Here is a 25,929-nt window from a genome sequence, read left to right on the forward strand (position 1 = left end):
GACAAACGAACTGCACGACTATCAGTGGCTATCTCATGCCAATTCTTTAAATTTGATCTACCCATGAGGGTTAATGGGGCGTAGCTCCATGGAGGAAGACTTTGTCTGCCTCCAACCCTCTTTCAGATCTGTAGTAAAGATTTAGGATCCTCATAAACATAACTGCAATAACTTTTTTGAGAGAGTGCATCAAAAAAATGGTGCCGCTTTATCCCCTGATAATGGCGCACCCCTGCGACTGGCAGCGCCAATCAAACTGGGTTACAAACAAAGCAAATGGGTAATGCGCGTTGCTTTCATAGCTGAGTTGTCCAACCAGACAAAATATTGGGAAGAACAGGGCTATGAATGATTTGGTGGGTTACAACTCCAGCGTGGCAGAAACAACCTCAAACAATTGCTTGATTCGACTTATGGGATAGGCGATCGCCCATTTCTTCTATCAAATTTTCTCTAAAAGATCATTGGCGATCGCTGCACCGTCAAGCCTCAACGGGGGCAATCTCCCAGAAACAATCGTTGTCACACCTATCTAAAAAGTCGGCATTGCTCAAATTGAGAATGATGTAGGAATTTGCAATACGCCAATCAACCACTGTAGGGTCACGGCAATGCCGTGACCCTACGAAAATCATTCACTTCTGAACTGCTGTGAATCCACCGTCAACAACCAGGTTATGACCTGTTACAAACGCAGCTCCATCGGAACACAACCAAACAACCGCCTCAGCAATATCTTCTGGTATACCAATACGTTTTAATGGAATCCCAGCAGCAACTTGATCCAGCATTTCAGGGGGTGCTTCTGCCCATAAATCAGTTTTCACTGCGCCAGGGCTAACCGTATTGATCCGAATTCGGTCAGCAGAATACTCAGCGGCGGCGGCACGCGAAAGAGCAATGACTCCAGCCTTAGCGGCTCCGTAGGCTCCATAGTTGGCAACACCCAGAAGGGCACCTTGAGAAGACGTGTTAACAATCGCACCTCCTCCTGCTTGCTGCATGGCAGGAATTTCATACTTCATCGACAACCAAACGGACTTGAGATTGGCATTAATCTCAAATTCCCAATCGGCTTCCGACAGATCCGCAATTTTTCCCGATGTTCCAGAACCAGCATTGTTAAACGCATAGTCAAGGTGACCGTAGGTTTCAACGGTCTTTTTGACCATGGCTTCAACATCAGCTGCTTTCGTGACATCGGCTTGCACAAATAGTGCGTCACCCCCGGCTTCTTTGACAAGTCCAACCGTTTCTTCTCCCTTGTCTGCGCGACGAGCCACCACCACCACCGTCGCTCCAGCATTACCAAATGCGATCGCCGTTGCCCGACCGATACCCGAACTTGCCCCCGTCACGATCGCAACTTTACCAGCCATTGAACTCATACTTTGCGCCCCTCGGCTACAGCATTTTGCAACTACCCTGCTAATCCTAGTTCAGCTAACGTTTTAAAACTGTCCTGTCTGATAACTGAAGCGGCATAACACGCCGATTGAGCAGTTGCAAGTACCCGTTCCAACACAACCAAAGTCTCTCGATAGTCCGATCCAACCGGGTTAGGTCGCGCCAGTTTCTAACTTTGACTTCAAAGCTTACTTAAAGATCGCAAATGAAGTAAAGCCCAGAAATTTATGGTTGGAATCGCAACGACGACGCAATTCCAACCGTAAATCTTTGGTTTTAATAAATCTGCGTTCCTAATCCTTTATTTGGGATTGATGGTAAGCCAACCAAACGAAGATCAGTGCTACAGATGCAGGAAGAGTTTGAAGTACCAGAGTAGTCTCTCTTAGGGTAAATGCTCCAAAAACACCCGCAATTACGACACAGATTAGAAAAAAGACTCGAATTGCCAGAGCATCTCTTTTAGCCAATGCTCCCCAAATTAAGCCAGCAGCGATGAAACCATTATACAAACCTGCATTTTGGACAATTGGATAAACTTTATCTGCTAGTTCAGCAGTGAAGTCAAGCCGTTGATAGATTAATGGAGTTTTCCAGAAAAATATTTCTGCTACCGAGATAGCAATGTGGATAACAGCAACAAATACAAGCCCGACAGTGGCTGCGATTCTCATCCTTCATCTCCTTAATTTTAAACCCATCAACACTGCTTCCAATGACTCTTACTAGTGTTGCAAACACCAAATTTTGCAGCATGGGGGTTGGGGGCGAAGCCCCCAAGAAGGGGTAGAACCCCTTCACCCCTTACAAAACTTTTGTTTTGCTGTACTAGTTTCCCAGTATGTTTCTCTATACTGTCTCCATAAGAAACAAGCTGAATGTTTGCATCTTTGAACCACTCTATAAATCTGTGTGCACCTCGGAATACAATCACTACAGCCTTACTGACGATCTCAGAGACAACAAAACCAAAGGGAATATTTTGTGTGCCAAGTGAGCCAAGAAATTTATAAAGCTCAATGAGCCTCCAAGTTCCTGTCGTTCTGTTATTAAATTGACCATGAGCTTGTTAAATTAGGTCTACCAACTTCCAAGATTGGGAAGCATCAAACTTTTCACAGAGGGAGGTAAATGAGGTCATACCTTGAATCTTGACTGTAGTTTTAATCCGGAGCTTTTGAGATGACTCTTCGATCGGGACCTAACAAGTGATCCAGAGGTTCTACTACTGATTGAACTGCAAGATCTTTGTCTCTGTCACCTAATAGGCATTAGGAATTTAGGTAGAAGGCGATCGCAACTTATCTCCAAACGCAAATCGTAAGCGATAAGATAACAATTGCATTTCATGTCAGATCAACAAAACTTTTTTTCAAACCTCACATATTTCTATGGGTATCCATCAGGCAGGCGATCGCCGTAAGCATTCTATTTTTTCCTGGGTTGTGGTTCTAGTTAGCCTCACCGAAACGGTTCTGAGTGTTCCCGCTCTGGCTCAGACACCAGGAAGTTCCAGTTCAACATCCTTACCTCAAGCCTACTTAGATGCCATCGACGATGCCCGATTAGCGGAACCCCAGGAAATTTATCAAAACCTGACGCCTATCATCTGGTACAACCCCAACTTAAGTTGGGATAGAAGCCGTGTTTTAGTGACCGTGTGGACAACGTATTCGGGGTATGCCAGTCGAGTCGATCACTTGATGCGCTTACCAGTTGATGTATGGGTAACAGCAGCGCCCGACTTGCAAAATTTCTGTCAAACTTACCATCCCACTAATGATGTATCGCTGACCTATCGACTGAATCAGCTTTTAGGATTACCGCCCGATTCAGCCGAACAGTCCAGATATGTTGTGGAATTGTGGGTGGAACCCAGATATCTCTTCCGTCCCAGTCCCGATCCAGAGATTACCGACCAGGCAGCCACACTAGAATTTCCGTTGAATCCGTTTGTAACGATCTCAAGTTCCTATCAAGATTGGTTTTTCAATCAGTTTTCCAGTCGCTATCCTGCTTCGGGTACTGCCTATCCCTGGACGCAACTGGGATATACCTATGACTGGGGAAATTCAGCAGATTGGCAACGGCTTGATCCAAACCGACCGGATGATGTGGGTTTAAGCGAATTTGTCATCCGTCAAGGAACTTTAGTAACGGTTCAGTCTGCCCAAAGCACCGCAGCCTACTGCCAGTAAACAATTGCAATTTGCTGTAAGCCGGGTTTTCAGGATGCCGAGTTACTAATTTGTTCAAAATATTTATTTTCGTCAACCTGATGTGGATCGAGACGCTTCAGAGCCGTTATTGGGCACTCTAGGAAGCGTGGATTGAATCAATCTAGACGGTTGCCTTTGGGGGCACAGCACTGCGTCGCGTCCAAAAGCAACCGTTTGGCATGGGTTGAATCCCTGTTCCTGACAATCAACAGGTGAGAACTAGTACATGGACAAATCCATCATTCAGCTGATTGACGAGCTACCGGCTGACAATATTACCGTCAAAGTCCTCAAGGCGCTTGATTTTGTCGTTCCAGGTCAGTGGGATAATCTCGTCGGCTTCAATCAAAGCGTTCGTGCAATCACAGGCGAGACAGACAATACAGTTATTCAAAAAATTAGCGATCGCGCTCAGGCACTTTACCGTGACCCACAGAAAGGCTATCAGACTGCCATCAAGCTCTATCAAACCATTGATAAAGCAGACACCGCCATGGCAGCCGCAGCTCTGGCTAACAAAGTTGGTGAAAAGATTCAATTCCTTTCATTCCTGAGCAACATTACACCCAAAGCAGACACCACTCAAAGCATTGATTTGGTGCTAAAAATCGCCGTAGAAATCATAGCCTTCTGCAACCTCAATGGTATACCTCAACCCAACCCTCAGATGTTTGCTGCATCACTGGCAGACACCTACAAAGATGCATCCTTGATGCGCATGATTGCTCTGGTCTGTTTGGATGGCACATTGCCCTTGGGACCTGACTTTCTCAGCAAAATTCAAGAGATTATCAACAGTGCCGATGTCAGCGTGATTACGCAACATCCTCTATTTTTAGCAGTGGGCAACTTCCTCCCAGGCAACAATCCCTCAGATAAGCTGGGTTTTATCAGACAGGGATTTAACTCCATGCAAGGCTGGATGGGGAATCTAGTCACAAAAACAGGGATCACACCCCAATCGATTTCCAGTCATCTGGGCAACTTTATCCAGTTTGCCGATGATAATTTAGACGTCGTGGCAGCATTTTTAGATCAGACCACTAACTATTACGAACATACAGGTCTTCAAACCGTTGCCCGCAGTCTGATTCTAGAAGCACACACCCTGGTCAAAGCCGATATTGCCGCAGAGCAAGCCCGTCAAGCAGAGCAAGCCCGTCAGGCAGAGCAAGCCCGTCAGGCAGAGCAAGCCCGTCAGGCAGCTCAGCCCCCGGTTAATGCCAGTCCAGCTCCTGGCAAGGATGCCAGTCCGAATTCTGGTAAAGGTTCTGGTAAGGATGCCAGCTCATCCGGCTATGCTGTGGGTCAAACCGTAGAGGCATGGTCTGAGGATGACGAAGATTGGTATCAATCAACCATCGAAAAAATTGATGGTGATCAATTCCTGATTCATTACGTAGGCTACGGCTCATCCGATGACGAATGGTTGAGTGGAGACGACCTTCGCATCCGCGATCGCAAAGATGCTGATAAACACGGCTTTGCAGTCGGGCAAAAAGTTAAATGTTGGGATGACGACGAAGAAGCGTGGTACTCTGCCACCATCCAAAAGATTCAGGGTAAGCAGTATTTTATTCACTACATTGACTATGATTCTTCCCAGGATGAATGGGTTGATAAAGACGAGATTTGTTAATCCTTAAACAAACGTCAATTCAATAGCAATAAGGATCCAGTCACAAACAAGAGCTTCACACTGTGAGGCTCTTGTTTGTGGTTATAGTAGCCGAAGGGCTGGTTAGGACGGGGGTTCGAGGGCTGTGCTCCCGCTTTCAATTTGGCACATCGTCATATGAAAACGGGCAGTCCTAAAAAATTACTACATGAGCACTACTATCGAAATGTTAGCTGATCGGGGCGAATGCTTTGAAGTATGGCGAGTACATCATTGCCGACACTAATTAGACTATTACGTCCCTATTGGGTGATCTTTAGATCCTGAAAGCGTATACCATCGCTTCATCCCAATTTATCTTGACGGTCTTTGAAATCTAGTACATCAACTTAAAAGTTTTAGAGGGGGTGGAAGGGGTAAAACCCCCTCTTGTTGGGGGCGCAGCCCCCAAACCCCCATGTTGCAAAATTTCGTGTTTGCAACACTAGAATGCGCAATCTCGCCACTGATTCAAATCCACCCGCCGATATTCTGTTGTGATTGTTCACCGTAGCTTTTCCGCTTCTGAATCACTTGAAATTCTTGCAAAATTTGCAAGAGGATGGTTTTTGCACATACTTTAACCCGGTGTAAAATAATATGAATGTGTTGAATCGTGATTCATTTTGCTAGCATCAGATTCACCACCATCACAACAAAAATTCGGCGATCGCGGCGGCTACGCCATCAGCTTCAACGTCGGGTGCTACCCAATCTGCCATGGCTTGCACGTCTGCGGGTGCATTACCCATGGCTACGCCGATGCCTGCATAGGTCAGCATCTCAACATCATTAAAATTGTCACCAATCGCCATCACATTGGCAGCCTCAAACCCTAAGATTGATTCTGTTAAATAAGCAACGGCAGTTCCTTTATTAACTAATGGATTGGTGGCTTCAAAGAAAGTTGAAACCGATTTGGTGAAATACAGTTCAGCCGGAGTATATCGCTGACGTAAGTTCGACAATAGTTGATCGATTAGATCGGTGTTATGACTCAATGCCAGAATTTTTGTTGGCTCCCGGTCTAAAACTCGACGCAAATCGCCCACAGCGATCGGTTGAATGCCCGATCGCTCAGCATACACATGGGTTTCGTCAGTAATTTCTCGCACATAGAGTTGGTCATCAATATAAAAATGAAGTGAGAGCAGCGGCTTCAGCTCTGGTTGTTCAAAATAATCCAGCAGTTGGCTGGCTGATGTGGAGGATATTGCCCAATGTCGATGCACCTGCCCATCCACAGGGTCTTTGATCATGGCTCCTTGATATGCCATCAGAGGTAGCGTTGAGCCGATCGCCTGGTGAAACCGCAAAGCCGACTGATACATCCGCCCTGTGGCGATCGCCACTTGAATGCCTTTTGCCTGGGCAGCTTGAATGGCTTGCTTGACGGTGGCGTTAATTTGGTTCGATTCTCCAGCAATCGTCCCATCAATATCTAGTACGAGTAAACGAATATCTTTGTAGGGTCGAGCGTTGTGGTGCTGAGCTAAAGCCTGGTCTAAAGCCACATCCGTCAATTGATCATTTTCCATGAGTTCCGTTTTAATAGCAGTTCACCAACAGAAACTATAACAATCTCCTATCGATCACACATTAAATCCAATCTGGAGGTTTACAGCGCTTTGCACCCGATAAATTTTGGCTGTTATGTGAGAGCCTCGCTCTGCGAGGCTCTCACATAACAGCCCATACATCGCGCCCTTGAGAATGACTATCGTTTGAGAGTTATTCACTTCACCATCCTGGGATTAATCGCGTCTTTGCCAGCAATAACTAAAAATTAATTAGAGTAAAATCCCGGTTTTAGTGAGGCGCGGCTTCGCCGCGCCTCACTAAAACCGGGATTTTATTTTGATTGCGAGTCCCTGATGGGTTGTGAGGGTCAACGCCAGTAGGCATATCCCTAAAAAGAAATTTTTGGGCAAAATTTAGGTCTCAAATCGCTACTACGCTTGACTGCTAATGAATACAGGTGCATAAGGGGCAGGGTACCTCAGGGGTGAAGTACCCTGCCCTATTTCCCTATTTACGTGCTACGTAGGTGAAAGAAACTACTCATCACCTAATCACTAGGACACTGCGCAATAGCATCAGCGGGCGCATGGATTGTATGTCTTAAATCATGCTCGAAATCAGGGATCGTCGTCGTGCAAATTATCGCGTGTTGCTAGCCACACTCTGGTTAAGCCTGTTGGTACTGGCAGTCAAAGTGTGGGCTGGTTTTGCCACCCAATCGCTGAGCTTATTGGCAGAGTCGCTTCATACCTTAATTGATAGCTTTAGTACATTGCTGAGCTTAATTGCGGCTACGTCTCTGCATTGGAAACCCGGACGAGAAGTTTGGGTGCATGGCAAACGAGAAGCGATCGCCGCTTTGCTAATAACCGCGTTTCTGGGATTTACTGGCTTTAGTGTGGCAGTGGTGGCTATCCAACAGTTTATTGCGGTGATGAATGAGCAGCCATTTCCCTTCGTTGCTCGGGTTAATCTACCCCTGATTCAACTATTGTGCGTGGTGGTTGCTATCGAATTTTGTATGGTTTTGTTTGAACGCTATGAGGCGCGCATGTTGCAAAGCCATCTGTTGCGTTTCAATGCCAACCATGTGTTGCAAGATGGCTGGCTCACAATTTTGATGTTAGTTGGGTTGATTGGCACCTGGCACGGATATGACTGGATTGATCCGGTGATTGCTGTTTTTTTGGTAATGTCTGGGATCAAGAGTTTATGGCGGGTGTTAAATTGGCAGTTGCCTTTGCTGATTCAACAAATTGCGATCGCTCCGGAAATCTTAAACCGCATTGCCTGTGAGGTAGAAGGGGTCAACCATTGCTATCGAATTCGCTCTAAAGGCATTGTCGGTCGGCAAATGATCGTGGAAATGAATTTGGTTTTAAATCCTGAATTTATCTCGATGGCACAGGCGATCGCCAAACGCGTTGAAGACCTGATTCGAGAACGCTACGGACCAGTCTATGCCATCATCCACATCGACCCTTACATTCCCAAAGTCAAGCGATCGCCCCGACCCCCTTACCCCTACAAGAGACAGATGTAATCGGATGACGTCGTTGTGGAATCTGGATGCGAGAGAGCCGCGCTCCGCGCAGCTCTTTCAACCATATGTACGTCACGCCATTGAGAATGGCTATAGGTTCTGGTCTCTCTATCGGTGTGTAAGTTCGTTAACGGTAGAAATGGTGTGGTGGGGCGCTCCGCGCCCCACCACACCGTACTGCTGAATCAACCTGCACATCGCTACAGTCGATGGTCTCTAATTGATGTAATAATCTCGCGTCCCTTTGGCTTGAATCGCTTCGCCCAGGCGATTGAGCGCATGCACATAAGCCGCAGTTCTCAGCGAAATTGACAGATCTTGGGCGATCGCCCAGATTTTCTCTGTCTCTTCCATCATATTTTTCTCTAGTCGAGAGTTCACCTCTTCCAAACTCCAGTACAACCCATTGCGATTTTGCACCCACTCAAAATAGCTAACAGTGACGCCCCCTGCATTCACTAAAATATCGGGAAAGACCAAAATCCCCATGGCTTCTAAAATGGCATCGGCATCGGAGGTAATGGGTCCATTGGCAACCTCAAAAATGTATTTGGCTTTGATGTTGCCAGCATTCGCGTCCGTAATTTGGTTTTCCAGCGCAGCCGGGATCAAAATATCTACATTCAGTTCCAGCAACTCTTCGTTCGTAATCGCCGTATGCTCAACGATATTGCAAACGGTACCTTCGCAATACACCGCTTTGATACTGCGGCTGGCTTCTTTAAACTGGCGAATGCTGGGAATATCTAACCCTTGCTTGCAATAAACCCCCCCCTGAGAATCGCTGACCGCAACGATTTGATACCCCGCCTTAAACAATAGCTCTGCCATAATGCCACCGGCATTGCCAAAGCCCTGGATCGCCACGGTCGTATCTGCCGGACGCTGCCGCATTTTATCCATAATGGTGCGGATCGAGAAAAAAGCTCCCATGGCTGTTGCCGTTTCTCGCCCCAAACTGCCGCCCATGGTAATCGGCTTACCTGTCACGACGGCGGGAGAAAATTGTCGTCGGATCGTACTGTACTGATCCATCATCCAACCCATAATCATTGGGTTGGTATAAACATCAGGTGCAGGAATATCGACATCAGGTCCAATAAAATCGGCGATCGCATCTACATATCCCCGCGTCAACCGCTCCAATTCAAACTTAGACAACTCTTTGGGATTGAGCGTGATCCCGCCCTTTGCCCCGCCAAACGGCAGGTTCATCACGGCACACTTAAACGTCATCCAAAATGCTAGCGACTGCACTTCATCCAACGTCACATTAGGATGAAATCTGACCCCTCCCTTGGTCGGACCCCGACTATCGTCGTAGCGCACCCGATAGCCCTGGAACACCCGCAATGACCCGTTATCCATCCGCACGGGAATCGAAACACTCAAACTCGACTTCGGATACCGCAGACGCTCCACGACATCATCGGATATAACCACATGCTTCATCGCCTTTTCCAACCGCTGATTGGCATCAGAGAGAAGGGTTTTAGACATATTGATTGCTCCTTCACCAGGGTTGATCCCGACTGAAGTGAACGGTGATCCCCTGGGCTATAATCCCATGGTGCCCAACAAACTGTAGCAAAGACTACCAAATTTAGCTTTTCGTAATCTTGCTCGCTCAAAAATCAAACTTAGAAATGGGAATTAAATAACTCCGATGATTTGTTGTACGGGCGAACGACCGTTCGCCCCTCCAAATGATTCAATATCCGATCTTATTTAATCCACGATTCTTAGTGTGGGTGCCGCGCTTCGCGCGGCACCCACACTAAATTTCATAATTCAAATCAGCAACGCCACCAGTGGTCTCTCAGCTAAGGATCGTGGATTTAATAAAACCGAAGATTTATTTTTGAAAGCGCGGCGGAGCCGTGCTTCCAAAAATAAACGTCCGGGGTTTAATTAATTTGTGATCCTGAACAATGGACAAAATCTGTACCGTTGCCAGAGAGGATAGAGATTTGTGAACGCTATATTCTGAATAATTGCTATTCTGGCTAAAAAGGGAATTTCTCCAACTGTTCATTCATACATTAGGCATGGAAGATCAACGACCCGGTTATCAACCAAACCCATCTTACGAAAATTGGGAATCGGCAGCAGTGGGGGTTAAGTATTTAGCAGACGATCTCACCAGCCGCATGGAGCAGCTAGAACGTAAAGTTGCGCAGCTGCAAGTCCAACATCAATCGCAACGGCGATCGCCCAATTTGGGGCTAAGGATTTTTTTGTATAGCGCCGGAATTCTCATGGTATTCATGGCGTTGCTGTTGCTGTTTCAATCCTTTGGTGTCTTTACTAACTTGACCCGTCTAGCAGTATGGGCACTCGTCTTGCTGGCGATCGGTCTGGGCATTCTTGTGGGCATGAGAACTCGTTAGGACGATCGATGAAACCAACCACTACTGTTTTTCTCTCGATTTTGGGAGTTACCCTGGTCATTTGGATCATGAGAGGGTTGAGTCTTCTCTCCTTTCTCCCCGGATTTATCATCTGGTTTTTGTTCTTCCTCAGCATTGGAGCCGGGGTGTTTAGCCTGTTTTATCGAACTGTTCGCTAAATCCTACGGCACTCTGCTCAGGTTCGTCGGGTTTTGCTGTGGGGCATTGCTTCACCCACTGTGACGTTTAACTGGTCGCCAATCAGCAACACCAGCGAACTGAGATACAACCACAGCAACAATACAATTACTGCCCCTACAGCCCCATAGGCACGGTTGTAGTCGGCAAAGTTAGACACATACAGGCGAAATAAGTTGGAGAGCAATGCCCAAAACACGGCTGCCAACACCGCACCCGGCATAATCGGCTTACCCGGATTCCAGCGACTGGGGCCAAATCGGTAAACAAACGCAAAGGCAGACGACACGATCCCCAATGCCAACGGCCAGGTAAACAGTCGCCAAAACGCAAGCAAGGTGGTTTGCAAAGAGCCACTCTGACTGGCAACCTGATGGACTGCCCAATCGCTAATAAACACTAATGCAGACGCCAAAATTAACAAGAGAATAGTGCCAATTGTCAGGCAAATCGAGATAATTTTGGCTTTCCAGAAAGGTCGCCGTCGCTTGGGTGGAATTTGATGAATTTGATCGAGTGCTGTCATTGCCGCCCCCAGTGCCCCCGACGACGCCCAAAGAGCGATCGCAAAACTCAGTGAAAATAATCCTTTATCGCGACTGGTCGTAATTTCGTTGGCAAAATTTTCGATCAGTACCAATGCCTCTCTAGGAGCCACCTCACTCAACCGACTTGCCAAACTGCGAAACGTTTGGTTAAGAGGATGAAAAAGACCAATCGCCGTTAAGACAGCCAAGATTGCCGGAAATAAGCCGAGCATAGCGTTATAAGCCATCTCTGAAGCCAGTCCGGGGAGTCGCTGCCGACCAATACAGGCAATGGTTTGCCTGATCGTTCTGAAGTTGATGTAGCCAAAGAAACGGATGAACCGAATCATTATTGTGAAATAAGGGGTTAGCAGAATTTAGCAATAGCTCCTGCATCACTTTGCCAAATTCAGAGCAGAATGGCTACTAACTCCCGCAAGAATCTGATAAACCGATGAGAGAGCAACGGCTCCGCTATTGCTTTCTCAAACGGAATGGATTCCTATCGTGGCACTGCGTACTCAAAACCAGGAGGGCGTTATAGGAAAAAGCAGCGCCCCACTTTTCCAGATGACATCTGACCGGATGCGATCGCCTAACGCGATACCTTTCCCGATCCTCTCCAGGGATCACACCGTAAAGGAAACCCAAACGTTTAAGGTTGAAAGCGCGGCGACGTCGCGCTTTCAACCTTAAACGTTTGGGTTTATTCAGTCCACGACCCTAAGCCAGCTGAAGCTGGTTGGGAATGGTAACCGTAAACGTTGTCCATCCTTCTTTACTAGTAGCCCGTACCGTGCCACCCAACTGCTCAACCCGCTTTTGCACCAGTGCCAACCCTAAGCCCGTGCCCCCTTGCTTATAGCGATCGGCTTGAATGACTCGATAAAACTTCTCAAAAATGTGGGGAAAGTCGTCCGCTGGAATATCTGACTGATTACGAATTGTAAAGATGGTCGCAGACTCCACATCGGGATCACTGGGCAGAGTTTCGCTACGAACGGTCAAGAAAATTTCGCCCCCTTCTGCCGTATATTTGCACGCATTATTTAAAAGTTCTGCAAGAACTCGCTGCAAAATTCCTAAATCAGAGACGAGGGGCAAAAGATGGCTCGAATAATTAACCTGTAATACCTGCTGGCGATTGGCAAACCGCACCTGAAATGGCTCGATCACGGCTGGTAACCACTCATGCACATGAGCCATATCCACACACATAGGCAACGACACCGCTTCTAAGCGCTGTAAATCCAGCAATTCATCAATCAGATCGGCTTCTCTCAGCGTCTCCGATTCCAAAATGTCTAAGTAGATTTTGCGCCGATCTTCGGTAGAAGAGAGCTTTAGCATATGAATTGCCATTTTGACGTTGGCAATGGGGGTGCGCAGTTCATGAGAAACGGTGCTGAGGAACTCGTCCTTCATGCGGTTTAATTTTTCTAGCTCTTGCACTTGCACCTGGGCGGCTTGATACAGTCGGGCTTGACGAATGGCGATCGCACACTGGTTTGCCACTTGTTCAACCAGGCGAATTTCAGAGTCACTAAACACATGTTCGGGGTGATTGATCAGCCACAAATCACCTAAAACGGGCTGCTCAACCCCTTGATAGGATTGGGGATCAACAAAAATCGGGCAAGCCAGCATCGCTACCTGCCCTCGCACAGGATTGGGAACCAGCGAACAAAACTGGAAATAATATCCCTGATGCAGTTGGCTATAAATCTCCGGAAAATGATCCATTTGAGCCACGCGCCCCTGATACGCAGGCATCGAAGCCGTGTACTCATAGCGGATAGTTGACGTCCCTTCATCCAGGTCATACAACGCCGCATTACACCCTGCCAAATCCAAGACCAGGGTCAATTCCTTGACGGCAGTTTGTAAAATTTGACTTTCATCCAGCGAGTCCCTCACCTTATCCGTAACCCGCTTTAGCATGGACTCAAAATCGAGAATTTTTTGTACCTGCTGGTTCTGTTTCTCGATCTCTTCTAAAAGCTTGGAATTTTCTTGTTGAAGTAATTTTCGTTTTTGCGGATCGGCGGTAACCGGATGGATCAACCACAAAATTGCCGCCATCGGTTGGTCTGGAGCAACCGCAGAACGATATTGCACAACACATTCAAGCACAGTGCCCAGAGCCGTCTTGAAATGAGCGACAAACTCAGTCGCCATGTTTGTGTTACAGAGAGGAGTCAGGCGATCAGGGACAAACAGATGTCCCTGATCGACAGCAAAATTTACTAGAGATTGTCCCAGCACATTTTCTAGGGATGTATCCAGCAACGTAGCCACCAGTTCATTGGCGCTTAGGATGAAACCGTCACTATCCGTCACCAAACTAGAGCAAGGGATAAATTCTAGCCAGGGAAATATATTTGAACCAGAAGTCTCTGGTGCTGCAAACGTGTTCAGCAACTCACTTTGGTCTAAGTTGAACGCTGAGTTGACTTGCAACCCAACCGACGTAGATTGGATTTGTGCCAGCGTTGCCGCTAAAAGTATTTTTTGAGATTGGGGTAAATCGGTTGAGGCTTGTAAAAGAAAACCCAGATGCTCTTGAATGGCTTGGAGAGATCGATTTAAATCGGCTGCGCTCACAACTCTACCCTCATCCACAACCCTACATTCGGTCGCTACCCATAAAACGGCATAAGGAGCCTGATCTCTCTCAAATTGCCCAGACCTTGGGGTTGAATTCTAACAACTCCATACCGCTGAGGCAAGGTTACTTGAACGCAGTAAACCCTCATTGAGACGAATTATAGATACTCCTTATCGGGAAGAGAGTGAGCCTTACTATCAAAATCTCCATCCACCATTTCAATACTATCGAACAGATAAATTGTTCTTGCTTAAATACGTTTCGGTCAAAACTAACAGTGCACCATAGCCAGCTAGCCTGCCACACTCTCAATCAAATGCCATTGACGGTTGTCGGTAATCGCCCCATTGACTAAATTAAACATCCGCCGGCAATGATTATCTGTATTCAGAGGCAATTCCTCATTTTTAATCACAAAGTTCATTCGCACTTCGGTGTCGTTTGCACTAAAGCGGTCGATCAACACTTCTACTGTCACAAGCTTGGCAAACGAAACCCGACCGGGCACCTCGCGTGCCACTAAGTAATCGTCTGTCGCATAAATGACATTGAAATTGCAGGATTCTAGAATGTCGGTCAACAATTGCCGCAATCGATCTAGAGAAACTGCAACCGTGAATAAGCTAGTATAGCGAGCCATAAGCAACCCCGGACATACGACATTAAGTCATCTTTAGGTTCTACCGAAGTTTACTTCGGGATCTTAGTCAAGGTCTAGTAATGACTAATAAGAATGAATAAGCAGCAACCTGCTAGGACGACTCTAGCAGTTGCTAGACTCAGTCTACAACCCCTGCCAGAATCTAGTAGTTTTCAAGTGTTTCGCTCAATTTAAAACACTTTCTCTCAAATGTTTTTTAGCAGTTAGTCAATTGACGGCAAATTTATATCTACAGCAATAGGGAATCTTGATCTCGCTTTTTTGATCGAGTTTCCTTAGAAAATAGTACTGATTTTGCCCCATGTGATGCACTCTATACAAATATACTGCATCCGTTCATGGACTTGGAAAAGAATAGCCTTGGAGAGGCGAACTTTTTGTTGAAATCGGTCGCTCAACAAATTTTCGTTTCTCTTTGTCTTTACAGGCTGATAGCAGTTCTCAATGAGTTGTAAGATAAGCGGGTTATCAGAGGCGCACCCCTTCGAGGTGCGCCTCTGATAACCCATCTGGGATTGCTATAGCAATCCCATTAGATTCGTGAAAATGAGCCGTTGTGAAAGCGCCCGCCCTTCGGGCGGGCGCTTTCACAACGGCTTTAGGATCGCTATAAGTGCCTAACCTATGCCAGGAAAACTAATTGTATTTGAGGGAGTTGAAGGGTGTGGAAAAACAACTCAAATTCAGCGATCGCACACATGGCTGCTGAATAGCGATTTATTTCAAACATTACAACACCAGTCTTTGATCCCCCAGGCGATCGTGACTCGCGAACCGGGTGGAACAGAGGTGGGGCAAGACGTGCGGCAGTTATTATTAAATCCCACAACGGCAGAACCGATTGAGAGCCGTGCCGAATTGTTACTGTACGCGGCAGATCGGGCGCAGCATGTAGAAGCCATGCTCAAACCCCAATTGGCAAAAGGAACGTTGATTCTATGCGATCGCTATACCGACTCTACGATCGCCTATCAGGGCTATGGACGTGGGTTAGATTTGGGCTTAATTGAGCAACTCAACCAGATTGCTACCGCAGGGCTGACCAGTGATTTAACCCTGTGGCTTGATCTCGATGCCGAAGTAGGCTTGGCACGTACCTTACAACGCGGCAAACGCGATCGCATGGAACAATCAGACTTAGCCTTTCACAAGCGGGTACAACAGGGGTTTACCCAATTAGCCCAGGCTTATCCCCAACGGATTGTCCGTGTGGATGCTAGCCTCAGTGAAGATCAGGTGAGTCAACACATTCAAACTATTTTGCAACAGCGCTTGAGGGAATGGTATCCGCTTACTTCGAAGACCTCATAGGGCAACCCCAGGCAGTCGAACTGCTGACCCGTGTGATTGCCCAAAACCGAATTTCCCCTGCTTATCTGTTTGCTGGAGCATCTGGGGTGGGGCGGCGGCTGGCTGCCTATCATTTTGCTGAGCTGTTGCTGACAAAACAACCGTCTGGCGCTCCCGATTTACATCTGCGTCAGCGTGTCCGCCAGGGGAATCATCCCGATTTGCTGTGGGTTGAACCCACCTATCTGCATCAAGGCAAACGGTTATCGGCAACAGAAGCTGCCGAACACGGACTCAAACGCAAAGCTCCGCCTCAAATTCGCTTAGAGCAAATTCGAGACATCTCTCGGTTTTTAGGGCGTCCACCGCTAGCCGCACCGCGCTCGGTTGTGGTTTTAGAAGATGCCGAAACCATGGCAGATGGCGCAGCGAACGCCTTGTTAAAAACCCTGGAAGAACCGGGGCAGGCAACACTGATTTTGATTGCGCCGAGTTTAGAGTCGCTATTACCAACCCTGGTGTCTCGTTGCCAGCGCATTCCCTTTCGGCGGCTCAGTGTTGAAGCGATCGCCCAGGTGTTGACCGAGGCAGGGCATAGCGAGATCTTGCAACATCCTGACGTTCTAACCCTGGCTCAAGGTAGCCCTGGCGAAGCGATCGCCCAATGGCAGCAACTTCAGGCTATTCCTCCAGACTTACTGACCGAAGTCAGCCGCTTTCCTGGCTCTCTACGGCAGGCTTTAGAACTGGCAAAAAAAATTGACCAGACTCTTGATACCGAAGCCCAACTGTGGTTGATCCAATACTTGCAACAAAAGTATTGGCAAACCCATCGGCAACGCGATTACCTGCAAACCCTCGAAACTGCCCGTCGATATTTGCTCAGTTATGTTCAACCCCGGCTGGTTTGGGAAGTCACGCTTATGACTATGGTGAGTTAAGAATCGTTGAAAGCGCGGCGACGCCGCGCTTTCAACAATAAACGTCTGGGTTTTATTTAATTTGTGCTCTTTTAGCAATTGAATGGTTCATTAAGGACGGGGTGCAGGGATGGAACCCCCACTCCCCATGGTGCAAAATTTAGTGTTCGCAACCCTAGTTTAGGTGCGGCGTGGCGTCGCCACGCCGCACCCAAACTGGGATTTGATGATGCGTTAGTAATGGCGTCAGTTGTTGCGTTTGTTGTATCCAAGATTGACTTTCCTAAACAACTAACAATTTTGATGTTTCGCAGTTAGTTTTTACCCCAGGTTTACTACAACAGAGATCAAGTAGTGAGGCGTCCACCATGCCTAAAAACGTACTGACTCATTCTCTGTATCCGCAAGATAGAACGGTGCCAGGAGTAACGTCGATTCACGATCAGGTGCAAATAGCCCTGGCGATCGCCGATGAAGACGTTCTCACATCCCTACTCGCCCGATCTCAACCCCCACTGGCACATGCCCACCGGATTGGCAGCATCAGCTCTAGCATTGGCATCCCCCTCACTGCCAAAAAGATGGTAGACGGCATCATTCAATTTGAAGATATTCAATGTGTTTTAGCCGACGAACCCGTTCAGAGTGATCCCCACGCCACACAACCCCATCAGAGCCATTTTTCTCGTCCTGGAAATTCTAATCTGACCCGCTGCGAATCTGAAATGCATACCTTGGGTCAGGGGATGACCATTGCCCAGACGATCTCGCTGATCGCCCATGCAGGGTTTTCACCCCATCAAATCGAAGATATTTTAAACTTGCCCTACGAGGCCTGGCACAAAACCTGGTGGTACTCACTGGACGAGGCTGGTTATTTCTCCGTCCCATTTTTGCGAATGTTGCGAACCCTTCGCTACACCGATGGCACTTTCACCATCCAATACAAAGATCATTTTTCCCAAACCAAACCGACCTGCTTTAAGAGTAAAGAGCAAAAGGTGATTGTCGAAATTGCACCCAGCCTGAAAAGTTTCAGCGAAACTCTAGAAAAAATTAATTATGCTAGAGCCCATTTCGGCATTGACAAGGCTCTTTTGATTTGCGGTTCAATATCCGATCTGGAAGCCCAAGGATTTATCAGCCAGGGGATCAGCCTCCACAGCAGCCAAGACCTGGTTTTGCCGATCCAGTCTAACTGTGAAACCTGTGGCACAAAAAACTGCCCTTTACGGGGCGTTTCCCAGTCTCCTGTAGTTATGTGCCGACAGTTCAGGTTGGCCAGCGGTCAGGTAGAGGATTTAGAGAGCGTTTAGCCGTCCAGATTTATGAACCTGGGGTTCTTGTTGAGAGGGCGACGGCAGAGCCGTCGCCCTCTCAACAAGAATTAGGTTTTATAGAATTCCTGCTCCTTAGCGTTTTTTAATCCGGATCTCGTTTGCCTCTGCGCGGATTTTTTCGATCCCCAGCCGAGTTTTGGTCTTCATACCAGCGTCGCCACTCTTTGGAACTGCGAATGGCTAACCAGAGCAACAACAGGGCGATCAAGCCCCCTTGTTTGGGCGCATCAAACGCAAACAGGACAAGGGAAATGCACAAAAAATCCTGAAGGAACGTGACCCAGACGGGTAACCCCTGCAAGCGATAAAACCAACCCACCTGAACCAGTTGCAATACAAGTGCTAATAATCCGCAGACGATGCCAATGATCCAAATCGACCAACCGCCTACGGCAGCAGTACGGGCAACCGTGATCCCCGCGATCGCCCCGACGACTGGGCTGAAGAGTAACTGCACCAGTTGCAGAAATCTCAAACCCAGCGGCTCTTTAGAAATCAACAACTCGACCAACGACCAACTTACCAACACACCTAAAACGATGGGTTGGGGCACGTGGGAAAGTAACGGAACATTGCTCCATAAGTTATCGCTATAGATCAACCCAATTAACAACAGCGGCAAAGCAATTCTCATTCCCGCTGCTGCGGCTAAAGAGAGTGCTGCTAAAAGTTCAATCATAGTAGCGATTCACCCTGGGATGCAGCTATCGTTTTATGGTTGCAGGTAATAACCCAAGGCAACGCCCCAGGAAGGATTCGAACCTTCGACCGTCTGCTTAGAAGGCAGATGCTCTAATCCACTGAGCTACTGGAGCTTGTCAAACAGGGTCGTAAAGACATAACCCCTATACAAGAGGTTACTTCACTTCTTAATCTTGGGCAAAATATAGAAGCAAAACTGTTTCTATGGATAATTCTATAAGAAGTAGTATCAAGGCGGGTGTCATAATTACGCTTCTCCCCCTGAAGGCAATTTTCTGATAAGTCTAGATTATTGCCCAAAGCCAACGCCCCGGACAGGAGTTAATTTGGTAGCGTCATGTTTATCCTCAAACGGCAGGATGTCGAAATTTCAAATGTTCAGCATCCCAAAAAAGACCAGCAGATTCCGATCCTTCACTATCAGGGACAGACATTTCGCCTGATTAGTGTATTTAGCGCTGCCCAGGAAGAAGATGCCAAAGCATTCTGGCGTGATTTGACCGATAACCGGGGTAAAGCTTGCGTTTTATTGGAAGAACCCGATCGATACAGCGTTTGGGGTAAGGTGCGTCTGGAGCAACTGACTGCCGACAGCGGCGATCAAAGCGGCGACATGCTCTCCACTCCCTTTATCCAGGCTTGCTTGCTTTTGCTCCAAGCGGTGTACATCGACATCGAAGATCTTTTAGGGGCAAAACAGGCAACGAGTTTTCAAAAAGAAATTACAGCGGTTTTTCAGCAATGGCGCTTTCCCCAGACCGAATCGCCTGACGCGATTAATCAGCTATTAACGGTCGATCCCCTGGCGTCCTTACAAATTCCGCCCTGGCAAGAACACCACCTCAACACACTGTTACAGGAACTCTATCGCATCGGGAAGCAGCATTTTGGCAACGCCAGCTTTACCGGACGGGTAATGGAAGCTTTGCAGGATATGCCTTCAGGCGATCGCAACCAATTTGTTGGTTGGTTAAAGCAGTCACCACTAGGTAAAGATTGGAAATAATTCTTTAAAAAACTTTAAGATGATCATCGAGTTCTTTGCTCAAATTAATACTCGGCGATCGCTGAACAGTTCTAAGATAAGGGCTTTAGCGAAGAAATTGTTTTGCAAAACGTTTAGCAGCGCTTCCACGAGGGTACACTTCTGGAGTGATGTTCTAGAGTCAGTTGTTGTTGTGTGTCAGCAGCGCAGCGCGCTGCTGACACACAACAACAACTTCAAAGGCTTTTGCAAACGCCCCCAGTGAGATCAAAAGTCTTTTGGAGCAATCGTTTAGCGATCGTTGCTCCCCTACCATCTCCCAGTTGTTCAAAGGAGGAGAAGTTGAAGAAAAAGTCCTCTAATCCTGGATTTAAGATAACAACTCAGACGTTAGTCTTAACTGCCATCGCGTGGTCGATTATCGCGCTCTTATTTTTCTTATTGTTCAGTGTGCCGCTACCCGGTCAGGATCGTCCAGAGTGGTATAGCAAAAGTACCTATTTTCTAGAGAACTTTGCCTTTTTATATGCCGGGATTCTTTGCTTTCGCAACTGGCAAAGTCCTCAGATCGTTAGTGGACGAACCGTCTGGCTAGCGTTTGGTTTAGGCATGTCTTCCTACTTTATCGGCAATTTATTTCTGGCATATTGGGAACTGGGGCTGCATAAAGACCCAGAAATTTCTCCTGGAGATATTTTTTTCATTCTCACGTACCTGTTGTTGGGTTGGGGAATGTTGCTCGCCGTGCTTTCTAGGCAACTTAATCTGTCGCCAATTCAGTGGGTAGTTGTAGCCGGGATCGCTATCGTTGGCAGTGTTTTAGCTTACGTCCTGACCGTTGCCCCAGACAATGGAGAAGAACCCGCTGCAACACTTCCGCCTGCGATTGAACAAACCGTCCCATCGCCTTCCCCGGATGCGACTGCACCGCCTTCTGCTCCTGCCATCTCTCCATCTCCCGCAGCCTCGCCGGAAGCTGCTGTAGAGGCTCCTGTGAATGAGCCTGCCTGGGTGACTGCGGTAGAAAACGCAATGCTTCCTTTTGCAGTGGTGGTTAAGTGGCTCTATATCATCAGCGATATCGTTTTGGTGATCATGGCAACCACGTTGCTCATGGCATTTTGGGGCGGTCGGTTCTCTTTGTCGTGGCGTTTTATCGCGTCTGCGTCGTTTTCCTATTACATTGCAGATATGTGGTTTAACTATGCCACGTATTACATTGAGGACTATCAGACAGGAGCACTGCCAGAAGTATTTTGGATCTTCAGTGGTTGCCTGTTTGCGATTGGAGCAGCCCTGGAATTTGACCTTTCCACGCGATCGCGCCGAGGCAGTCGTAGACGCGCTGCTTAGACAGACGGCTGAGACGCACTGCCTCAGCGATTATTTTTTGTACCAGACCTGGAGTTTTGTGGGGATCACGGTCGCTCTCACGGCTAAAACTTAAAACAAGCCAAGCGAGTGCTGTAACTCATCAGTTGTAGCGGTTATTATGGTTTATTGGCTGATTAGTCAGCTTAATCAGCAATATCGGTAACTGGGGAAACTTGTAGCATGTCTCCTTCAAAACTCTCTGAGTCTGATAAGAAAACCATTCTTGATCTCTATCGCCAACCCGAGGAGACAACTTCTGATATTGCAAATCGTTATGGCGTCAGTACCACAACGATTAGCCGTATCCTACGGCAATTGCTACCCGCAGGTGAATATGAGACGTTGATGCAGCAAAAGCGAGGATTAGGGGCAAAAATACCAGACAAAGCAGAGCCTGCCAACGAACAAATGGCGTTGACAATGGAACTTGAATCGCAAGAGTCAGATCTGGACAACGATCCAGACGAAGATCTGGACAAAGGGCTGGATAAGGCGGTCAAACTCAAACCTGCGATCGCCTCTGAAACTCGATCCGTTAGCCCGCCTCAACGGAAGGTACGGAAGCGGTTGACCTCGTCGCATGAGGCGGCTGGTGATCCAGACTCTCCTGCATTTCCAGCAGAGGTTGAAGACGCGTCTGTTGCTGTCCTAAAACCCGCTTCAGCAGAGTCTTTTGTTGAACAAGACAGTGTCATTCATGATATTTTGCATGAAAAATTGCTCAACCCCAGCGAAGACTTTGACGACTTAGAAGATGAAGAACCGCTAGATGACGACGACTTAGATGATGATCTAGACGATTTGGATGATGATTTTGCTGCCGATGACGAAGGCTTGGGCGATATCCGAGAGTTGCAATTGCAGGGCAAATCTAAGATCCAAATTTTGCCGTTGTCGGAAGCTTCTATCCCTCGCACCTTTTATCTGGTGGTCGATCGCTCATCTGAATTGATTACCCGACCGCTCAAAGATTTTGCTGATTTAGGGCAAATTCCAGAACAAGATATTTTGGAACGGACGTTGCCCATCTTTGACGACCATCGGATTGCACGACGATTTTTGCGGCGATCGCAACGTGTGGTGAAAGTGCCCGATGGCAAGATGCTCCCGAAAGTTGGATCTTACCTACAGGCAAAAGGGATCACACGGTTTTTAATCGACGGACAAATTTATTCGCTATAAGTACAGTCGATTGCAATACGATCTCCAAAAACGTAAGCTCGCGCAGTGCGCGAGCTTACGTTTTGGCGTTACTGATTTGAGCTATTAAATTGGGTGTAGATGCCGCGCTCCGTGCGGCATCTACACCCAATTTAATAGCAGGATTAAGCAATACCTTTTATTCAACGATCTTCCAATTCATCCACTACTCGTTGATTTCGGCTGGTTCCCTGAAGAATTGGTAAAATCAACCCCATCCCTACAACACCGACGGCGGCACTAAACCCCAGCAGCAACCCAAAGGGAATTTGTGCCGACTGCAAATTTAAAAACCGCAGAGAAACAGGTTTCGCATTTTGCACCGAAATTAAGGCGATCGCCCCAATCCAAATTGCCACAATCACCGAGGACAGGACATTCGTCATATCATCCACCTTTCAATTTAAGAAAACGCTAAGGATCATGAATTCATAAAACCCGGTTCTGTTTGAGCGAGCGATGGCTCCGCCATCGCTCGCTCAAACAGAATTACAAGGTAACCCCATAAGTTAATCCTAATTTTTTTAGCCATTTGCGGTATGCCAGGGAACCGCGATCGCAGGGCAGATGAAATTCTGTGGTTAGATCCAGCGGCAAGCGTTTGGGGTTATGAGCCTGCAACTGATCAAAATCTTCCAAAATCAGGTGATCTTGAAACTGTTGCATTGCTTCATCAGAACTATCATGGGCGTAATTCATTGCTACCCACATCCAGCCTATACACTCCTCTTCTGTGATGGGCGTGACATGAAATAGAATCGCTAAACAATTGCCTTCAGGTGTTTCTTTGCGCAAATAAGCCGTTAACGGACGAAAGACCCGGTAGTTATACGTGACAAAGGCTCCTTGCCCTCGTCCATCGGGATCGGGTTGCCATACTTGAATGTCGTGCAACCAGACTCCTGTTTCATCGGTTGAAACCTCGTACGCTTCAACAACGGTTCGCGCTGGATCACCCAGCGTACCGGCATGAACAAAGGGGAAATGGGAAACATCTAGAAAATTTTCGATTGCCCGCAATCCACTCGTTTGACACGAATAGGGGCCCGTTAAACATCGGCGATAACTGGGGTCTGCCCACTCTGGAAAGACAGGTAACTCTTGCTTGGTTTCTCCTAAACACACATAGATCAACCCATACTGCTCCTGCACCTGATAGGTTTTGGCACAGGCTTGCTTGGGTGGGATATAGCCGGGATGGGATGGAGCTTCGATGCATTGTCCAGCGGTGTTAAACACCAATCCGTGATAGGGACAGACCAATGTATCTTCGACGACTGTGCCCCCCGAAAGCCTGACACTGCGATGGGGACAGCGATCTGCCCAGGCAAACACATCAGCATGATGACTGCGCCAGATCACCAGATCGGTTTCTAACAGACGAGCTTTGGCGATCGCCCCTGATTGCAAATCTTGCGATCGCCCTACCACATGCCAATCGTTAAATAAAACCGGATCAAGGGTGGTTGCCTCATGGTGTTGCGTGCTTTGGCGGTGAGTTTGTTGCACCATACTGCGTTCTCCAATGCTCCCTGATCTAGCGCGAATTAAATCAATAGATTGTTCTTACAGCGATTTTCAATCGCTTAAAACCAGGTTATTTTTGTGAGAGCCGCGCGGAGCACGGCTCTCACAAAAATAACTATGGCTTACTCAAGCGCAAAGCGCTGTAGGATCGTGGATTCAATAAACGTCCGGATTGTTTTTAATTTGTGCTTCTTAATGGATAACAGATAGCACGACTTTGCTGTGTTATTGATTACTCCAAATGGGTTGTGAGAGGCGCACCCCTTCGGAATGCGCCTCTCATAACCCGCTTATCTTACAACTCATTGACGACGCCTATATTAATTAGATCATGGCTGATTTCAAATCTAATCTTGCTGAAACACCCGTCCCAAGGCAGCAGGTGGGGTACTGCGGATGGTTTGTGATAGCAATCGACTCAGGCTGGGTGGCAACAGTTTCAGCAAGCGCTCTAGCCATTCACTCGACGTCAACACCAACAACAAAATCATCAACACAAACGGGGCAGTCGTAAACACCTGGGTAGGAACGCCCGGAATAGAGCTTTGGGCAACACTTGCCAGGGATTGCAAAATGCCAAATAAGTAGCAACTGAGCGCAACCCGAAGCGGATTCCAGCCGCCAAAAATAACGATCGCCAATGCGATCCAACCATAACCCGCCGTATGGCGATGGCTCCAACCCGCTTTGAAATCTAAAGCAAAAGCAGCCCCGGCAATGCCAATCAATGCACCCCCCAACATGGTGTAGAAATAGCGCATCAACACCACATTTGTCCCCCGGACAAATGCTGCCGCTGGTTGCTCACCGATCGCCCGTAGCATCAACCCCGCACGAGTGCGATAAAAGAAAATCCAGGTCGCTACAATCACCCCATAACTGGCATAAACCAGCACATCACTTTGAAACAACAAGTGACCGATCAACGGCAGATCTTGCAAAATGGGCAGCCTGAAACTGGGAACCGTAGGGCCTGGAATCCGGACGAACGGATTACCCAAGAACGACGATAGATCAGCACACAACAAGGTCAAAACAAATCCGATCGCCACTTGCGATTGTTTTAGCGTCAACGTCCCAAAGGCAACAATCAGAGCGATCGCCGCTCCCACCATAGCGGCTGCCCCAAACCCCAATAGCAGACTGGGCACTGTACCCAACCCTTCGGTGGTCTTAGCCACGGCAAACCCCACCATTGCAGACAGCAAAATCGTTCCTTCTGCGGAGAGGTTAATTACCCCTGCCCGTTCGGTAATCGTTTCACCAATGCAGGCAAAAACCAAAGGGGTCGAGGTGGCGATCGCTACTGAAACAATCGCAATAAGTTGGGACGAGTCCATAAACAGGTGCGGTAGGTAAGCTTTTTGATAAACATGGCTCGTTATTGCTGTGAATTCAAAGGTTCTAAATTAACAGCACACAAGCAATGCTTTTCCCTGAGTGTAAGGGGTTTTCTCAGCCCGATCTCACTCAACGATCACTTTTTAAACGAACTGCTGGAAACCTTGTCGATTTTGGCGATCGCACCCTTTTAATAACGAAGGATACATAGAGTAAAACATCGCCCTCTTCAAGTTGAGTCAAACCAAACTCAGCAGAATTCTGAAGACTTGCTGAAACTTACAGAGGAATTAGTGTCAAAAAGCTATGGTTACAGAAAAATTACTGGATTGTGCTTTTATACAGAATTTTTCTGTCTAAGATTCAATACCGGCTGGATAGACAGAAAATATTCTGCCTAAGATCTTACATTAGGTAGTTATGCTGCTAGTCCCAAGTATGAGCCTAAGTTCAGGAAATTCTGACAAAAAACAGAAAAAATACTAGATTTATAAATAAGTTTCAGTTTTCCTTACTGAG

Annotated in this window: 22 protein-coding genes, 1 tRNA gene and 1 pseudogene; 12 read left to right on the forward strand and 12 right to left on the reverse strand. The window is 47.4% G+C overall.

What is annotated here, in order from left to right; genetic code table 11:
- Nucleotides 1-187 precede the first annotated feature (187 nt).
- A pseudogene (locus ACR6Z4_RS13910) lies at nt 188-352 on the forward strand (molybdopterin-dependent oxidoreductase); the annotation flags it as partial.
- Between the two features lie 283 nt (nt 353-635).
- Here ACR6Z4_RS13910 and ACR6Z4_RS13915 read toward each other — a convergent pair.
- Entirely contained in the window at nt 636-1,388 is a 753-nt protein-coding gene (locus ACR6Z4_RS13915; protein ID WP_479717887.1) for a glucose 1-dehydrogenase, read from the reverse strand.
- A 312-nt stretch (nt 1,389-1,700) separates the two neighbouring features.
- Nucleotides 1,701-2,081 carry a DUF1304 domain-containing protein gene (locus tag ACR6Z4_RS13920; protein WP_479717888.1) on the reverse strand — a complete coding sequence of 127 codons (381 nt, stop codon included), beginning with the start codon at nt 2,079-2,081 and terminating at the stop codon, nt 1,701-1,703.
- Nucleotides 2,082-2,798: 717 nt separating this feature from the next.
- Between ACR6Z4_RS13920 and ACR6Z4_RS13925 the strand changes: the two genes are divergently transcribed.
- A complete protein-coding gene (locus ACR6Z4_RS13925; protein WP_479717889.1) occupies nt 2,799-3,605 on the forward strand; it encodes a hypothetical protein in 807 nt (268 codons plus the stop codon).
- A 247-nt stretch (nt 3,606-3,852) separates the two neighbouring features.
- On the forward strand, nt 3,853-5,265 hold the full coding sequence (locus tag ACR6Z4_RS13930; protein ID WP_479717890.1) for a Tudor-knot domain-containing protein: 1,413 nt from the start codon (nt 3,853-3,855) through the stop codon (nt 5,263-5,265).
- A 668-nt stretch (nt 5,266-5,933) separates the two neighbouring features.
- Here ACR6Z4_RS13930 and ACR6Z4_RS13935 read toward each other — a convergent pair.
- Nucleotides 5,934-6,821, reverse strand: coding sequence for a Cof-type HAD-IIB family hydrolase (locus ACR6Z4_RS13935; protein ID WP_479717891.1), 888 nt, complete (start codon nt 6,819-6,821; stop codon nt 5,934-5,936).
- Nucleotides 6,822-7,411: 590 nt separating this feature from the next.
- Between ACR6Z4_RS13935 and ACR6Z4_RS13940 the strand changes: the two genes are divergently transcribed.
- Nucleotides 7,412-8,347: a cation diffusion facilitator family transporter gene (locus ACR6Z4_RS13940; RefSeq protein ID WP_479717892.1), complete on the forward strand. Its 936-nt coding sequence runs from the start codon at nt 7,412-7,414 to the stop codon at nt 8,345-8,347.
- A gap of 216 nt (nt 8,348-8,563) precedes the next feature.
- On the opposite strand, the gene ACR6Z4_RS13945 is transcribed toward ACR6Z4_RS13940, so the two are convergent.
- Nucleotides 8,564-9,847: a Glu/Leu/Phe/Val family dehydrogenase gene (locus ACR6Z4_RS13945; RefSeq protein WP_479717893.1), complete on the reverse strand. Its 1,284-nt coding sequence runs from the start codon at nt 9,845-9,847 to the stop codon at nt 8,564-8,566.
- Between the two features lie 548 nt (nt 9,848-10,395).
- Between ACR6Z4_RS13945 and ACR6Z4_RS13950 the strand changes: the two genes are divergently transcribed.
- Complete coding sequence (locus ACR6Z4_RS13950; RefSeq protein ID WP_479717894.1) at nt 10,396-10,737, forward strand: hypothetical protein; 342 nt, start codon at nt 10,396-10,398, stop codon at nt 10,735-10,737.
- Nucleotides 10,738-10,745: 8 nt separating this feature from the next.
- Complete coding sequence (locus ACR6Z4_RS13955) at nt 10,746-10,916, forward strand: hypothetical protein (protein ID WP_479717895.1); 171 nt, start codon at nt 10,746-10,748, stop codon at nt 10,914-10,916.
- A 17-nt stretch (nt 10,917-10,933) separates the two neighbouring features.
- Here the strand turns inward: ACR6Z4_RS13955 and ACR6Z4_RS13960 are convergent, their stop codons facing one another.
- From ACR6Z4_RS13960 to ACR6Z4_RS13970, 3 genes are all read right to left on the reverse strand, one after another.
- A complete protein-coding gene (locus ACR6Z4_RS13960) occupies nt 10,934-11,812 on the reverse strand; it encodes a YihY/virulence factor BrkB family protein (protein ID WP_479717896.1) in 879 nt (292 codons plus the stop codon).
- A gap of 373 nt (nt 11,813-12,185) precedes the next feature.
- On the reverse strand, nt 12,186-14,066 hold the full coding sequence (locus ACR6Z4_RS13965) for an ATP-binding protein (protein ID WP_479717897.1): 1,881 nt from the start codon (nt 14,064-14,066) through the stop codon (nt 12,186-12,188).
- Nucleotides 14,067-14,362: 296 nt separating this feature from the next.
- Complete coding sequence (locus tag ACR6Z4_RS13970; RefSeq protein ID WP_479717898.1) at nt 14,363-14,710, reverse strand: hypothetical protein; 348 nt, start codon at nt 14,708-14,710, stop codon at nt 14,363-14,365.
- 645 nt (nt 14,711-15,355) lie between these two features.
- Between ACR6Z4_RS13970 and tmk the strand changes: the two genes are divergently transcribed.
- The 3 genes from tmk to ACR6Z4_RS13985 all read left to right on the forward strand — a co-directional run bounded on the left by tmk (nt 15,356) and on the right by ACR6Z4_RS13985 (nt 18,257).
- Entirely contained in the window at nt 15,356-16,042 is a 687-nt protein-coding gene (gene tmk, locus ACR6Z4_RS13975) for a dTMP kinase (protein ID WP_479717899.1), read from the forward strand.
- Nucleotides 16,012-16,962, forward strand: a complete 951-nt coding sequence (gene holB, locus ACR6Z4_RS13980; protein WP_479717900.1) for a DNA polymerase III subunit delta' — start codon at nt 16,012-16,014, stop codon at nt 16,960-16,962. The genes tmk and holB overlap by 31 nt, the downstream gene beginning before the upstream one ends.
- A gap of 347 nt (nt 16,963-17,309) precedes the next feature.
- Nucleotides 17,310-18,257 (forward strand): hypothetical protein, encoded by a 948-nt coding sequence (locus ACR6Z4_RS13985; protein ID WP_479717901.1) that lies wholly within the window; start codon nt 17,310-17,312, stop codon nt 18,255-18,257.
- A 106-nt stretch (nt 18,258-18,363) separates the two neighbouring features.
- On the opposite strand, the gene ACR6Z4_RS13990 is transcribed toward ACR6Z4_RS13985, so the two are convergent.
- Together ACR6Z4_RS13990 and ACR6Z4_RS13995 are read right to left on the reverse strand one after the other, a co-directional pair.
- Nucleotides 18,364-18,960 carry a DUF4126 domain-containing protein gene (locus ACR6Z4_RS13990; RefSeq protein WP_479717902.1) on the reverse strand — a complete coding sequence of 199 codons (597 nt, stop codon included), beginning with the start codon at nt 18,958-18,960 and terminating at the stop codon, nt 18,364-18,366.
- Between the two features lie 62 nt (nt 18,961-19,022).
- Nucleotides 19,023-19,096, reverse strand: a tRNA-Arg gene (locus ACR6Z4_RS13995).
- Nucleotides 19,097-19,320: 224 nt separating this feature from the next.
- On the opposite strand from ACR6Z4_RS13995, the gene ACR6Z4_RS14000 reads away from it, so the two are divergent.
- The 3 genes from ACR6Z4_RS14000 to ACR6Z4_RS14010 all read left to right on the forward strand — a co-directional run bounded on the left by ACR6Z4_RS14000 (nt 19,321) and on the right by ACR6Z4_RS14010 (nt 22,524).
- The gene (locus tag ACR6Z4_RS14000; protein WP_479717903.1) at nt 19,321-19,989 is read left to right on the forward strand and encodes an Npun_F0813 family protein; all 669 of its coding nucleotides are present in this window, start codon (nt 19,321-19,323) and stop codon (nt 19,987-19,989) included.
- Between the two features lie 321 nt (nt 19,990-20,310).
- A complete protein-coding gene (locus ACR6Z4_RS14005) occupies nt 20,311-21,321 on the forward strand; it encodes a hypothetical protein (protein ID WP_479717904.1) in 1,011 nt (336 codons plus the stop codon).
- Nucleotides 21,322-21,522: 201 nt separating this feature from the next.
- Complete coding sequence (locus ACR6Z4_RS14010; protein WP_479717905.1) at nt 21,523-22,524, forward strand: hypothetical protein; 1,002 nt, start codon at nt 21,523-21,525, stop codon at nt 22,522-22,524.
- 161 nt (nt 22,525-22,685) lie between these two features.
- Here the strand turns inward: ACR6Z4_RS14010 and ACR6Z4_RS14015 are convergent, their stop codons facing one another.
- From ACR6Z4_RS14015 to ACR6Z4_RS14025, 3 genes are all read right to left on the reverse strand, one after another.
- On the reverse strand, nt 22,686-22,928 hold the full coding sequence (locus ACR6Z4_RS14015) for a lipopolysaccharide assembly protein LapA domain-containing protein (RefSeq protein ID WP_479717906.1): 243 nt from the start codon (nt 22,926-22,928) through the stop codon (nt 22,686-22,688).
- Between the two features lie 103 nt (nt 22,929-23,031).
- Nucleotides 23,032-24,054, reverse strand: a complete 1,023-nt coding sequence (locus ACR6Z4_RS14020; protein WP_479717907.1) for an aromatic ring-hydroxylating dioxygenase subunit alpha — start codon at nt 24,052-24,054, stop codon at nt 23,032-23,034.
- 362 nt (nt 24,055-24,416) lie between these two features.
- A complete protein-coding gene (locus ACR6Z4_RS14025; RefSeq protein ID WP_479717908.1) occupies nt 24,417-25,409 on the reverse strand; it encodes an ABC transporter permease in 993 nt (330 codons plus the stop codon).
- Nucleotides 25,410-25,929: the final 520 nt, after the last annotated feature.

It is taken from the genome of Calyptranema fuscum S582 (genome assembly GCF_055793305.1).

Coding starts and splice junctions, on each gene's coding strand:
- ACR6Z4_RS13915 (WP_479717887.1), bottom strand. CDS start 1,388: ATGAGTTCAATGGCTGGTAAAGTTGCGATCGTGACGGGGGCAAGTTCG.
- ACR6Z4_RS13920 (WP_479717888.1), bottom strand. CDS start 2,081: ATGAGAATCGCAGCCACTGTCGGGCTTGTATTTGTTGCTGTTATCCAC.
- ACR6Z4_RS13925 (WP_479717889.1), top strand. CDS start 2,799: ATGGGTATCCATCAGGCAGGCGATCGCCGTAAGCATTCTATTTTTTCC.
- ACR6Z4_RS13930 (WP_479717890.1), top strand. CDS start 3,853: ATGGACAAATCCATCATTCAGCTGATTGACGAGCTACCGGCTGACAAT.
- ACR6Z4_RS13935 (WP_479717891.1), bottom strand. CDS start 6,821: ATGGAAAATGATCAATTGACGGATGTGGCTTTAGACCAGGCTTTAGCT.
- ACR6Z4_RS13940 (WP_479717892.1), top strand. CDS start 7,412: ATGCTCGAAATCAGGGATCGTCGTCGTGCAAATTATCGCGTGTTGCTA.
- ACR6Z4_RS13945 (WP_479717893.1), bottom strand. CDS start 9,847: ATGTCTAAAACCCTTCTCTCTGATGCCAATCAGCGGTTGGAAAAGGCG.
- ACR6Z4_RS13950 (WP_479717894.1), top strand. CDS start 10,396: ATGGAAGATCAACGACCCGGTTATCAACCAAACCCATCTTACGAAAAT.
- ACR6Z4_RS13955 (WP_479717895.1), top strand. CDS start 10,746: ATGAAACCAACCACTACTGTTTTTCTCTCGATTTTGGGAGTTACCCTG.
- ACR6Z4_RS13960 (WP_479717896.1), bottom strand. CDS start 11,812: ATGATTCGGTTCATCCGTTTCTTTGGCTACATCAACTTCAGAACGATC.
- ACR6Z4_RS13970 (WP_479717898.1), bottom strand. CDS start 14,710: ATGGCTCGCTATACTAGCTTATTCACGGTTGCAGTTTCTCTAGATCGA.
- tmk (WP_479717899.1), top strand. CDS start 15,356: ATGCCAGGAAAACTAATTGTATTTGAGGGAGTTGAAGGGTGTGGAAAA.
- holB (WP_479717900.1), top strand. CDS start 16,012: ATGGTATCCGCTTACTTCGAAGACCTCATAGGGCAACCCCAGGCAGTC.
- ACR6Z4_RS13985 (WP_479717901.1), top strand. CDS start 17,310: ATGCCTAAAAACGTACTGACTCATTCTCTGTATCCGCAAGATAGAACG.
- ACR6Z4_RS13990 (WP_479717902.1), bottom strand. CDS start 18,960: ATGATTGAACTTTTAGCAGCACTCTCTTTAGCCGCAGCAGCGGGAATG.
- ACR6Z4_RS14000 (WP_479717903.1), top strand. CDS start 19,321: ATGTTTATCCTCAAACGGCAGGATGTCGAAATTTCAAATGTTCAGCAT.
- ACR6Z4_RS14010 (WP_479717905.1), top strand. CDS start 21,523: ATGTCTCCTTCAAAACTCTCTGAGTCTGATAAGAAAACCATTCTTGAT.
- ACR6Z4_RS14015 (WP_479717906.1), bottom strand. CDS start 22,928: ATGACGAATGTCCTGTCCTCGGTGATTGTGGCAATTTGGATTGGGGCG.
- ACR6Z4_RS14020 (WP_479717907.1), bottom strand. CDS start 24,054: ATGGTGCAACAAACTCACCGCCAAAGCACGCAACACCATGAGGCAACC.
- ACR6Z4_RS14025 (WP_479717908.1), bottom strand. CDS start 25,409: ATGGACTCGTCCCAACTTATTGCGATTGTTTCAGTAGCGATCGCCACC.